The sequence below is a fragment of the Ruminococcus sp. genome, from assembly GCF_016283395.1.
On sequence record NZ_JAEEMU010000041.1, the window covers coordinates 85,511 to 99,087 of the forward strand.

Sequence of the window (13,577 nt, forward strand, 5' to 3'; positions counted from 1 at the left end):
GGTGAGAACTATGGAGATAATCACCCTGCTGAAAGCAAATATACGCCGCAGAAAGGGCACATTCATAAGCATCGTCATTCTAATGTTCATCATCTCAATGGCACTGACGCTTATATTCAGTATCAGAAAAAGCTGCGAAGATTCCTTGAATGATGCTTATTCCTGCGCAAAAAGTGCAGATGTCACCGTTATGCTCAAGGACGCACTCCTCACAGATGAAATGAGGCAGAAGCTTGATAACGAAGCGATAATAGACCATTACACCGTAACACCTACAGCTGTTATTTCCTACGGTATGGATTCAGATAAAGCAACCCATAAAAGTTCCTGTTTCTTTACTCCATTGACCGAGGGGATAAGGCTTGTAAACGAAGAATGTAACGGCTATGCCGAAAAGATACCGCCGCTATCAAAAGGCGAGATATACCTTAGCTACGGCTCAAAAGGCAAATTTAAGTGTGATATCGGAGACAAAGTCACCGCGCACACTATAAGCGGAGACTATGATTTCACTGTAAAGGGATTTGTTGTTGAGCCTATGTTTGGTGCTATGGTGGTAGGCTGGAAGTGGCAGTTCATATCGCAGGAAGATTTTGATATGATAATGGCTGCAAATTCCGCCGAAAACAGCAGTGATCACTGGGGCACGGGGTATATTGTGCAGATATACAAGTCAGACGGCTGTACACTTTCAGACGGCAAATTCCGCCGTCAGGTAAATCTGGACACGGATATCATCTCAAATGCATGGGGTTCTACGACAAAAAGTGTATCAACACACTATACCAACATCTACTCGGATATCATAATGGGCATACTTCTTGTGTTCATACTTATACTTGCTACAGTCGTTCTTATAGTTATGGGGCACAGTATCTCAACAAGCATCGAAATGGATCATACCAATCTGGGAATACTGAAATCTCAGGGATTCAGCAACTCCAAGATACGTATCTCGATACTGCTTCAATACCTTATCGCGGAAGTCATAGGCGGTATCCTCGGAATATTCTGCGGACTCCCCCTCATAGGCATTATTACAAGTGTATTTGATACCATATCAGGCTGTATCACAGAAACACACCCTGCCCTGTGCAAAACACTTCTTTATCTGCTTGTTATCATCGGGATAAGCGTAGTGTTTATTATCATCACAACCCACAAGGTTTGCAGGATATCCCCTATTCGTGCTATCTCGGGCGGCAGAAATGAAATATACTTCGACAGCCGCATAAAGCTTCCCATAAGTGCAAAGCTGCTTTCTCCAACACTTGCTGTTCGTCAGTTCACATCTGCAAAAAGAAGATACGTTGCTTCTGTGATAATTGCTGCAATACTTGTAAGCTTCATGCTCATGGTAAATGCTCTCAGCGCAGCTATAAATTCACGAAAAGCAGGAGAAACTATGGGAATTGAAGTCAAAGATGTAATTATTAACTTCAATGAGATGACGGAAAAGGACAAAATAGATGACATCATGGAAACAGTCAAGGAATATGATCCTATCCACAGAAGATATGTCTCGTTAGGTACATATATTTCGTTGAACGGTGAGGAGATATACTGCCGTATGGATTTTTATCCCGAGGACATTATTACCACAAAAGGCAGAGCTCCTAAATATGATAACGAGATAGTCATAACCGAATTAGTGGCTGATGAGTTTGATCTTAAACTCGGAGACACTGTAAACATAGCAAAATTTGAAAACCACAAAGAGTTCGTGATCTGCGGAATATTCTCATCAATGTCCGACGCAGGTATGTGTACTTCGATCACAGAAGAAGCAGGCGAAAGCCTCGGTCTCCATAAACGTACCGACTATTGCAGTATCATGCTTGAAGATGAAACAAAAGCAGAAGAGATAAAAACTGCTCTTGAAAATAAATACGGAGACGCTATGAAAGCAACTCTCGGCAAATTCGATGATGAAAACAAGCTTATAGAAACAGCAATAGAAATAATGAGGCTGATAATCTACTCATTCTCAATGTTCTTTGCTCTCGTAGTCGTTTCAATGGTAAGTTCAAAGGCTTTCACACAGGAAAAGACAGATATCGGAATATTCAAGTCACAGGGCTTCACTACAGGCAAGCTCAGGCTGCAATTTGCGGTAAGATTTCTTATTGTATCTATTCTCGGCGCACTGCTCGGAACTTTAATGTGCGGCCTGTTCATGAATAAGCTGCTCACTGTTCTGCTTAAAGGCATAGGCGTAACGAACTTCTATACACCTCTTACTCCTGCAAGTATCCTTATACCTGCCGCTGCTATATGCATATGCTTCTTCCTTTTCGCACTTCTTGTTTCACGAAAGATAAAAAAAGTCGGCATAAGACAGCTCATAACCGAATAAACCAACATCAAAACGAACTATACATTCAAAATGCTTGGAGGCATAAAATATGGAAACTACAACGAAAAGCAGAAAATTAAAGATCACGTTACTGGTCTATATAATCATTTTCTATGGCATATGGACACTATATACATTCCTGGTTTCACCGTTCCTTGAAGACCATTTCCAAAATGCGGCAGTATGTCAGATCATCAAGGAGTGTATCAAGAACCTTGTGTGGACGCTTCCTGCCATGCTTCTGGTGCATCACTTCTCATCAGAGGTACATATACAGCTGAAGGAAATGTTTACAACGAAAGTAAAATGGTTACACTATCTTCCTATCTTTGCATTCTTCACTGTAGACGTACTGATAACTCGTTACAGAATGGATCATTCTCTGAAATTGATCCCCGATCTCAGCGCAGATAAGGTCATCATGCTCCTCTCGGTAGGAATTACGGAAGAAATGGTATTCCGCGGCTGGCTGCTCAATGCTACGGTAAGCAGTGACAAGAAAAAGCAATGGCAGGCTATAGCGTTAAATGCAGTCATGTTCATGCTGATACATTTCCCCACATGGATAAGACACGATACATTCGTTTCTGTGTTTACAGGATTTGGTTTTATAGAGATACTTGCTTTAGGCGTGATATTCAGTTTAAGCTTTCTCAAAAGCAGGAACATTTTTGTTCCAATACTGCTTCATATGTACTGGGATCTGATCGTATGATATTTTACAAAAAGGCAGAAAATGAAAAACAGGAGAGCTCATCAAAGCTCTCCTGCTTTTTTATGTATATTATTATGCATATTCCTGAACAGGAAGCGGTGCAATGAAGAACGTATCATCACGCTTGATATTGCCTTCTTCCGTAAATATAGCTGCGTTTGCGATCGGCGTACCGCCTAACCTTTCAACAATTACCTCCAAATCTCTAAGAGACTCGGGAGTACTGATAACGTTGTCGACAATGAGAACGCGCTTTCCGTCAAATGCTCTTGCTTCTTCTGCGGAAAGATAAAACTTTTTCTTTTTTTCCGACAGAAGCGATTTGACGGATACTTCTAAGGTATCATCCATATAAAGCTTTACGGACTTATGAGCAATGATACAATCCTTTCCGCTCTGTCTTGAAAGCTCATACGCAAGCGGAGTACCCTTTGTTTCAGCACTGAATATCAGATCGAATTCAGGCATTCTTTCAAGAAGTCTCTTGGCGTTTTCTGCAATTATCTCAACCTCACCATAAAGTATAGAAGCTGCGATATCAAGCCTGTCAGCAGGAGCACATCTTTTAAGTTCATCATTGAGCTCTGCTATCTTGACCTCGTAGTATTCGGCAACAGCACCCTTCTTCAGTTCAAGATTTCTTGCACGGATAGCCTTTGCTTCTCTCAGAAGCTTAGGACTCTGTTCCAGGAACTCATATCCGCTTTCCAGAACGGTTTTCATTATATCACGTTCAATTTTCACAGGTATGCCAAGCTCGATGCATTTGTCAATGAGATCCTTGATCCATTCAAACCTAAGCGGATTAGCTCCGCCCACTTCTCCGCCGATTATGACCCATGTATAGTCCTTGCCGAATGTATTGACAATTTCATCAAGGTGGACCGGTTCTATATATTCAAGCACAGGCTGATATACGACACAGGCTGTAATCTTGTGATCCTTAGTTTTTTCAATAAGATCGGTAATACGGCCTGTACACGCATTACGGTCAACTGTACAGGAAATAATAACATTTCGCATATCAGTATCCACAGGTATTGGACTGAGGTCAATTCCGCTCGGACGTTTTGTAACAAGCTGGAATGTATCAACAAATCTTCTCTGTCTGCGCTTTATATTACTTGCCGCAATGATCTGCTGAAGAACATTTTCCTGCCACTCGGGCTTCCAGCAGCCAAAATCAGACATATAAGTCAGGAACCAGTCGATAGGATTTTCATTTTCAATATTGAAGAGCTCAGGGATATCATTTCCCTCTTCGTCCTTTTTCATTTTATAGAAGCCGCGGAATATCTGCTTCTTGTAATCCTCAGTAATACCAAAATGATCTACTACGCATTTTGTAAAGCAGTACTTGCAGCCGATAGGACATCCGATAACGGGAGAATACACTTTCGTATTCAGGTGTGTGTCATAGTTGATATCTTTAAGTATACGTTTAAGCGCAAGTTGATGACCGTCATAATAAGCATGGAGCATCTGTATCTGGCTCAGATATTCCTGATGCATATTCCTATACTCTTCAAGTTCTTCCTGTACTGAGTACATATTCACCTTCAGCTTCGTATAATCAAAGCCGCCGAAATTGCAGATAAGTATATTCAACAGCCTGTTTACGACCTCAGGTCTTTCGAGCATTGTGATAATACCCGCTGACGGAGCGTCAGTATAATAGTCTTCAATTCTCAGCATAAAACATCTTGCCCCTCAATATTTATTTCTTTCCACGATTTTTGCCGAAAGCAGCATTAAACTGCATTCAGAGCGTGATCCCATCTGTCTTTTCCTATGCTGCGCGATATCTTTTATGCCGAAATGAATTAAAAAAGTAAATATGATATGCTCTGCACATAAGATACTTCATAAGTCGCAGAGATATGCATAATACGATTATAATGGCTGCTTATCATAAAACGGCACATTAAAAGTAAACGCATACGACAGAAAAATTATAATCAAACTTACGGTTTATTATTTTAGATCTGCCTGTAATTTAATATCATAAAATAACTGTTGATCATATCATGCTAAAAAGAATACCGATTAAATCAAAAACGATTAGTAAATATTCCCCACATTTATCCCTGTTTTAACGTAATAAAACAATGTGTGAGCTTTGAAAAAATAGTAAAATAACGGTATCAAAAAATATTATTAAAAATAATAGTAAAAAAAGGTAAAAATTAAGCTTTTGAAGATTTTTTACGTATAAGGAAATACTATTTATATTATATACTATATACACATTTTCGTCAAGTATAATTTTGTCCTTATATTGATAAACAAATGCTGCTATTTTGCAAATTTTAAGCATTTTCTTATATTTTTTCTTCAGTATTATAAAATAAATATATCAAACATGAATAATAATTATTATTTATTACCAATTCATTTAATTATATATATTTTATTATTTAAAATGTATTGACAACATAAGTTTTTAATGTTAAAATTTGGACTGAGTTGCAAAATATGCATATAATATAAACTATCAAATTAACAAATAGAGGTGAAATACCATGCATAAAGCTGTTATTGCAATAGATTCATTCAAAGGAAGTCTAACTTCTCTTGAAGCAGGCAAAGCTGCAGCAGAAGGATTACACCGTATTTTTCCCGAAACAGATACCGTGATCATACCTGTTGCTGACGGCGGAGAAGGCACTGTAGAAGCTCTTGTATCTGGTCTGAACGGAAAGTTCATCGAAACCGACGTGTGTGATCCTCTCGGAAGGTGTATCAAAGCCAAATACGGGGTACTTCCCGACAACACCGCTGTTATCGAAATGGCAGCTGCTTCGGGACTGACCCTGCTTTCGGAAAACGAACGCGATCCCATGTATACAACTACATACGGCACAGGCGAGATGATACTTGACGCTGTCAGACGAGGCTGCCGCAATTTTATCATCGGTATTGGCGGAAGTGCCACAAATGACGGCGGTATCGGCTGCTTGCAGGCTCTTGGCTTCGGTATGCTCGACAGCAATGGACAGCAGGTAAGCTATGGTGCAAATGGGCTTTCACAGCTTGCCCGTATCACCGACAGCAATGCAGTAAAGGAACTGAAAGAGTGCAGCTTCCATGTTGCCTGTGATGTTAAAAATCCGCTTTGCGGCACTAACGGATGCAGCGAGGTATTTGCTCCGCAGAAAGGCGCGGATAAAGACAGTATCAGCCTTATGGACGGCTATCTCAGCAACTATGCAGAGCTTACTAAAACGTACTGCCCTTCTGCTTCGCCTTATACAGCAGGCTCAGGTGCGGCAGGAGGGCTTGGCTTTGCACTGATGTATTATCTGAACGCCGAGCTGCAATCAGGTGTTGACCTTGTTATACGCGAAACGAAGCTGGAAGATATCATAAAAGACGCTGATATCGTCATCACAGGTGAGGGCTGTCTCGACAGTCAGACCGCTATGGGAAAAGCTCCCATAGGTATTGCAAAAATAGCAAAGAAGTACGGCAAGCCTGTCATTGCTTTCTGCGGCTCGGTACGCGAGGGAGCAGAGCTGTGCAACGCAAGCGGTATTGACGCATACTTCCCTGTTCTCCGCAGGATATGTACACTTGAACAGGCTATGAAAAAAGAGAATTCCTGCAAAAACCTCGCCGATACGGCAGAACAGGTTTTCAGAACTATAAAGCTTTTCTGCTGACAACAATATTTTCCGTAATACATAAAAACAGTCACAAGATCACTTATGCTCCTGTGACTGTTTTATTATTATGATTTATAAGATCAGGCTTAACATTTTGATCTTACTTTACAAGTGCCATTACCTTCTCATATGCAGGCTTTGGCTGATAGCCGTTAGAGAAGAGAAGTGGATTCTGCTCTCTTCTCCAGCTTACGCTGTCCTGAGTACCCCAGATTGTAAGTGCAGGGATCTTATCAGCATTCTGCATAGCGAGCTTGAATATCTTCTCATAGAGATTTGCCTGCTCCTGAGTATTTGAGCAAGTGATATCGAGCTCAGTGATCTGTACCTCAAGACCTGTGCTGAGGAACTTCTTGAGAGCTGTCTCATAAGTATTAGCATCAGGATAATTTGTAGCAAGATGTGACTGCATACCGATACCATCGATGTAGCCAAGCTGCTTGAGCTTCATAGCCATATTATAGATATCGTTTGTCTTTGCAGGAATATACTCGTTATAGTCGTTGAGATAGAGCTTGCAGCCTGCAGGAGCATACTGTCTTGCATACTTGAATGCGTTGATAACAAAACTGTCATCACCGTAAACTCTTACCCAGTTAGAATTGTTTGCAGGTCTCATTCCGCCGCCGTCATTGAGGAAGAGCTCGTTACATACATCGTATGAGTAAACATCAAGATTTGGATACTGCTGCTTAAGAGCTGCAAATGTATTCTTGATCATGCTCTCAAGACGCTGGTTCATGATATCCTTTGATACGTATGCACCGTTCTGTGAGAAGTTCTCACGGAAGAACCAATCAGGAGTCTGGCTGTACCAAACAAATGTATGACCACGGAGTGAGATACCGTTCTGCTCACAGAACTTCAGAGTCTGAGCAGCTCTGTTGAGAGAGATCTGAGTATTTACATTGTTGCCTCTCTGCTGACAAGCTGACTGATCAAGAATGCTGTCAGGCTTGAGTTCGTTCTCAGGAGTAATAGAATTATAATGCTTCTTAATGAAGTCAGCACCGCTGTTAAGCTCGTTAGGGCTTACAGATGTACCGATCTTGAAGTAATTTGCAAATGCACCCTTGAGGCTGTCCTTTGAACCTGCATTGTTGTTCTGCTGCTGGTTGTTATTGTTGTTGTTATTGTTGTTGTTATTATTCTGGTTCCACTGATTATTGTTGTTCCAGTCGTTGTTTACAACGCCGTTCCACTGATTATTGTTCTGGTTATTCCAGTCCCAACCCTGGTTCTGGTTCTGATTCCACTGATTGTTGTTCTGGTTATTCCAGTCCCAACCCTGGTTCTGGTTCTGATTCCACTGGTTGTTGTTCTGATTATTCCAATCCCAACCCTGGTTCTGGTTCTGATTCCACTGGTTGTTGTTCTGGTTGTTCCAGTCCCAACCCTGGTTCTGATTCCACTGGTTGTTGTTCTGATTGTTCCAATCCCAACCCTGGTTCTGGTTCTGATTCCACTGGTTGTTGTTCTGGTTCCAGTTATTATTCTGATTATTCCAATCGTTGTTTACAACGCCGTTCCACTGGTTGTTATTCTGGTTATTCCAGTCCCAACCCTGGTTCTGCTGTCCCCAGTTATTCCAGTTGTTGTTCTGGTTCCACTGGTTGTTATTCTGGTTGTTCCAGTCCCAACCGTTATTCTGCTGTCCCCAGTTGTTCCAGTCATTGTTCTGATTCCACTGGTTATTATTGTTCCAGTCATTGTTTGCAACGCCGTTCCACTGGTTGTTGTTCTGGTTGTTCCAGTCCCAGCCGTTATTCTGCTGTCCCCAGTTGTTCCAATCGTTATTCTGGTTCTGCTGTCCCCAGTTATTCCAGTCGTTATTCTGGTTCTGCTGTCCCCAGTTGTTCCAGTCGTTGTTCTGGTTCTGCTGGCCCCAGTTATTCCAGTCATTGTTCTGGTTCCACTGGTTGTTATTCTGGTTATTCCAGTCCCAACCCTGGTTCTGGTTCTGCTGTCCCCAGTTGTTCCAGTCGTTGTTCTGGTTCTGCTGGCCCCAGTTGTTCCAATCGTTATTCTGGTTTTGCTGCTGATTATTATTCTGGTTCCAGTCGTTGTTCTGCTGGCCGCCACCGCCGCCTGCACCTTCTGTAACAGTTACGCTCTTTACGTTAGCAGAACCGTTTGATCTGTAACCTTCGATATTGAGTGATACTTCGTAAAGTGTACCAGACATATCGAGACCAGCCTTTTCCCAAGCCTCGAAGTGCTTGGATACGTCGATAGTACCCTTCATGTAGTTTGTCTGATTGTTAGCTGAACCACTCTGTTTACGAACACTCCAGTACTGTGGGAATGTTGCTGTACCGTCAAGTGATGGCTGATTATAACGCATTGACTTGCGGATATCGTATGTATTGCCGTTAAGAGTTACTGTACCCTTATTTTCTCCGTCATTTCCGGGTGGTCTCCAGTCGCCCCAGCCTTCTACGATATAGTATTCCATAAGAGGATTTCTTGTCCATCCGTAAACGCACATATAAGAATTTCCTCTTGGTGTGTATTCTACATCATATGTGAGAACGATATTTCCGAAAGCCTTATAATTCTTCTTCTGGCTGTCGTAGTTCTTACCCATACGTGCGAGGAAGTTCTCAATGTTGCTCCATGAGCAGGTGAAAGAACCTGCACCGGGATTCATTGATGCCTGTCCCTGACCGTTCTGGTTCCACATCTCGTAGTCGTATCCGCCGATATTACCTCTTGTCTGCTGGTCAGCAGCTGAAGCAACAGCAGGGATAGCAGCTGCGATCATCATTGTGGAAGCACCTGCGCCGATGATCTTTTTGATCTTGCTAAGCTTCAAATAAATCACTCCTTTGACTTAGTAAAAAATGGATTAAGCAATTGGATTAGTAATACTCCCAGTATATTTTGCTGTTTTTATTTCTAACTTAATTATATTCATTCATTTCACCAGTCACAAGTCATTTTTTGCTCTTGTTTTTTAAATCAGTCAAATATTGCGAATTTTTAAAAATCATATTTCCCTAAAAATAGCCGTAAAGCACCATATGCCTTTAAAACGACAGCAATTTATGGAGCCTGTCTTTATGCAAAAATTGTTGTATTTATTATATGCAATATGTTATATATAAATTGCATAATGTTATATATCATATGCCATGTCAATCATTTTTGCTGTGAAAACTTACTCATTTGCCGTTTCAACAACAGAGCCTTCGGGAATAGTCAGCAAAGCTCCGATAAACAGCGGGATACGTGTTTCTCTGTCATATATACAGTAAACGAAAGGTCTTGTAAGATATACCTCCTTAGGCGGCATACCGCTTCCTGCCAGACCACCCGTAACAGCAGCTGCTGTAGCCTTTGTTCCTTTTTCATTGACATCAAGCGTTGTCTTGTGCTTGACGTAGTGCAGCCATGTCGGCACAGGTGCTGATGTAAGACCTGTGAAATTGGCTGTTTCTTCAAATGCACCTTCCATTCCCATTGCTTTCAGTTCTTCTTTAAGGTCGTTTTCATATTCCAGAGTATATTTCGGCATTGATGTGAGCGCGACCTCACATTTATTCTCTCCCTGAGCAAGAAGTGCGTCAAGTTTTTCATTTGTCAGGCTCTTGATATAATCATGTATATCTATATCCTCATGCGGCAGAAGAGCTGCATATCCGATATTCTTGTCCTTATAGTCTTTTATAAATCCGTCCGTATCATCATCACCTATATAATCAGCCCCGCACGTCATGAATTTACAGGTCTGGTCTGTTCCGAAAACATCTGTAAACTCCCAGTTGCTGACCTGATACCTCATATAATCGTTCGCCCATTCCGCATCAAGAACTACGGCATTGATGATAAAAAATACTTCATTCGGATCTATTTCGTCAATTATTTCAGGGATATAGTGTCTTGTATTTTCGTCTACCCATTCATTTACATTTTTAAGGGTATTACCGTTAAATGGCGACAGATAGTAATCCGCATCGTAGTAATTCAAATTTGTCTGTATAAATTCGGGAACCGGTATGATCAAACTCGGATCATCTCTTACCCATACGGAATTTGCAGTTTCTATCACCGATCTATTGCTCGAACCGACCTTTTTCCTGAACAGATACAGATATTCATTCAGTTCTTCAATAGGAACTCCGCCGAGCACCTGCTCCATTTGCTCAAGTGTTTCGCCTCTTGCTCCATTTGTAGTCATTGCAAGAGACTGCATTACGGAATAAGGTGATATAAATATATTTTCATTTTTGCCATCATCTATCGCTTTCAGAAGCTCAGTTGCGAATTTGCGCTGACCTGCTGCAAATTTATCGTCCGCTGCCATTCCTTTGACCTCAGATTTTGCTATACCAGAGCAAAGGTTACGTGAAACAGACAGTTTTTGCTCAGGCGCATCTTTTATCAGCATCTTTCTCATCTGACAGAGATCAAAGACATCATATGAACCGTCACCGTTTACATCTCCGTTGTCAGCGTTTTTAAGCTCGCCCTTTCCGCCCAGCCAACGCTGATACATTACAATATCAGAAATATTGAAAACTCTGTCATCATTTACATCTCCATTGCCGACTATATCCTGTGCGGAAATGCCTGCCGAGGCAAATGCCGGCAGCGTCATGCCTAATGCGAGTATAGCTGCAATTATTCTTGAACATCTCATTGGTTTTTCCTCCTTTATCAGTAAGCCGCCATTGTTGACGGCTTGTATTACATCGGTCACTATAAGCATAAAAGCTCTCCTGCCATAAAGACAGAAGAGCTTTCAGCAGTTGCATTACTTTTCTTCAAGCTGTGTAGCCGCACCAATAAACAGCGGTACATTGTTCTTATCAACTATCATATAAACAAAAGGTCTGTTAAGGTAGATATATACCTCTTTCTTCTGGATAGGAGCAGCTGCACCCAGTCCCATTATTACAGCTGTTGCAGCAGCAGCCTTTGTACCCTTTTCGGTAACTTCGATCTTTGTCTTATGGAGAACATCATCAATGTATAAAGGAAGTGCTCCTTCGACAGAGAGATCATTTATCTTTGAAAAGTCAGCCTTTGATGAATCGAATGCTGTTTCCATTCCAAGCTTCGGAAGTATATCCTTCAGCTTCTTTTCGTAATTATACTTGAACTTAGGTATCATTACATAAAGGTCTATAGTTGAAGGATCAGCGTATTCCTTTAATCCTTCGGCAAGTGCTTCACCGTCAAGGTCCTTCACGTAGCTTTCAAAATCAACGTCCTTATGAGGAAGTATGCCTACGAAGCTGTAATCACCATTCTGATAAGGCTTCTTGAAAGCATCGGCATTGCCGAGGTCATAATAAAAGCTTTCCATACTGTTCATTTCCTGAATAGGATGCTTGTCACCGTTCAGGTCGGTGAATTCGCCGTCTTGTGTGCTGAGATAGGGGCTCATCCATTCTGCTTCAAAATACAGGGTATTCAGCAGAAGCATAGCTGTATTTTCCTTTATGTTTTCCCTTTTGATAAGATTTGGTATCATGCCCTTTGTATTCTTGTTTACCCAGCTGTTTATGTCCTTGACTATTTTGTCCTCATTTCCCTTAAACTTGCACTTGTACATCTCAGAGTTATAGTACTTGCTATTTGTTTCAAGGAACTCGTCATATACCTTGAATGTAGGATCGTCCCTGAACCATATAGAGTTTGCAAGGTATACCTTTTCCTTCTCCTCATCAGGCAATCCCTTGACATAATATGCCATATACTCGTTTATCTCATCAAGAGTAAGACCGTTTCCGAGCACCTTTTCCATTTCCTTCTTTGTTTCGCCCTCAGCTCCGTTTGCAGTCATTGCCAGAGCTGTTGAAATGGAAAGCGGAGACAAAAGAAGATTTTCACTGTCATTCTCAGGGTCAAAGCACTTTTTCAGAAGATCAACACCGAATTTCATTTCTGCAGCAGCAAATTTTTCGTCAGTCTTTACGCCCTCCTCAGCCTTTACGCTTACAGTATTGTCAAGGCGCACACTTCCGATATTTGAAGCTCCGTTGAACTCCTTTGCACTTCCGAGAACGAAATCCGTTACCTGTCTGAGGTCCTCTTCGGTTATCTCGGTATCCATGTCGATATCCGCATTAAGGAACTGCACTTCGCTCAGCTTATACGAAAGATTTCCTGCGATATACTTCTTGTATGTAACAATGTCAAATGAGTCTATAACTCCGTCATCGTTTATATCGCCGTAGATATGCTCATTGGGATCCTTTATGGATACTATCTGGCTTACATAGTATTTATCGCTTCTTCCCCATGAACCATATCTGCTTGTATCTGTCATATCATCATATTTTTTCCTTGCAGCGAATTTGATGTTGACTCTGTCCTCACGTTTGAGCGTACTTGCCAATTCATGGTTATCAGCCTCATAAACCCTTGCAGACTCTTCATAATCATCACTGTTCAGCACTATCTCTTTATGAAATGAATATTCATACCAGTTGCTTCCAGTTGAAGGTATAAGGTCAATGGTTATAATCCCGGAAAAATTATGAACGTCATAGATATACGCATCAAGAAACTCATATTCATACATTTGAGTTTCCTCGTTGTAGCTAACGCTGGAGTAGCTTTCCTCTGCGTGTACAATCGGCGGCGGTGGGAACACCCCTCCCGAATAGCTTAACAGCAATGCAGTGCCAACAATGCCTGCTGCCAATCGTTTCATTTTTTTAGTTCTGCCCATAATAAACACTCCTCTCATGTCGTATGGATATAACAATCCATGTTACAATTATAACATTATATACCATAAATGTCAACAATAAATGTGAATTTTAATACACAAAAACAGACCTGCAAACGAAGCATTAAGCTTCGTATTTACAGGTCTGTTCATTATTAA

Annotated in this window: 7 protein-coding genes; 3 read left to right on the forward strand and 4 right to left on the reverse strand. The window is 41.2% G+C overall.

Going from position 1 to position 13,577, the window contains the following annotated elements; genetic code table 11:
* Positions 1-10 precede the first annotated feature (10 nt).
* Both QZZ41_RS09225 and QZZ41_RS09230 read left to right on the forward strand, forming a co-directional pair.
* Complete coding sequence (locus tag QZZ41_RS09225; RefSeq protein ID WP_295070820.1) at positions 11-2,356, forward strand: FtsX-like permease family protein; 2,346 nt, start codon at positions 11-13, stop codon at positions 2,354-2,356.
* Positions 2,357-2,405: 49 nt separating this feature from the next.
* A complete protein-coding gene (locus tag QZZ41_RS09230; RefSeq protein WP_295070823.1) occupies positions 2,406-3,071 on the forward strand; it encodes a CPBP family intramembrane glutamic endopeptidase in 666 nt (221 codons plus the stop codon).
* Between the two features lie 72 nt (positions 3,072-3,143).
* On the opposite strand, the gene QZZ41_RS09235 is transcribed toward QZZ41_RS09230, so the two are convergent.
* Positions 3,144-4,766, reverse strand: coding sequence for a DUF5131 family protein (locus QZZ41_RS09235; RefSeq protein ID WP_295070826.1), 1,623 nt, complete (start codon positions 4,764-4,766; stop codon positions 3,144-3,146).
* An 827-nt stretch (positions 4,767-5,593) separates the two neighbouring features.
* Between QZZ41_RS09235 and QZZ41_RS09240 the strand changes: the two genes are divergently transcribed.
* Positions 5,594-6,733 (forward strand): glycerate kinase, encoded by a 1,140-nt coding sequence (locus tag QZZ41_RS09240; RefSeq protein WP_295070829.1) that lies wholly within the window; start codon positions 5,594-5,596, stop codon positions 6,731-6,733.
* A gap of 103 nt (positions 6,734-6,836) precedes the next feature.
* On the opposite strand, the gene QZZ41_RS09245 is transcribed toward QZZ41_RS09240, so the two are convergent.
* The 3 genes from QZZ41_RS09245 to QZZ41_RS09255 all read right to left on the reverse strand — a co-directional run bounded on the left by QZZ41_RS09245 (position 6,837) and on the right by QZZ41_RS09255 (position 13,418).
* Positions 6,837-9,551: an endo-1,4-beta-xylanase gene (locus QZZ41_RS09245; protein ID WP_295070832.1), complete on the reverse strand. Its 2,715-nt coding sequence runs from the start codon at positions 9,549-9,551 to the stop codon at positions 6,837-6,839.
* A 345-nt stretch (positions 9,552-9,896) separates the two neighbouring features.
* The gene (locus tag QZZ41_RS09250) at positions 9,897-11,447 is read right to left on the reverse strand and encodes a serpin family protein (RefSeq protein WP_295070835.1); all 1,551 of its coding nucleotides are present in this window, start codon (positions 11,445-11,447) and stop codon (positions 9,897-9,899) included.
* Positions 11,448-11,492: 45 nt separating this feature from the next.
* Entirely contained in the window at positions 11,493-13,418 is a 1,926-nt protein-coding gene (locus tag QZZ41_RS09255) for a serpin family protein (protein WP_295070838.1), read from the reverse strand.
* Positions 13,419-13,577 lie beyond the last annotated feature (159 nt).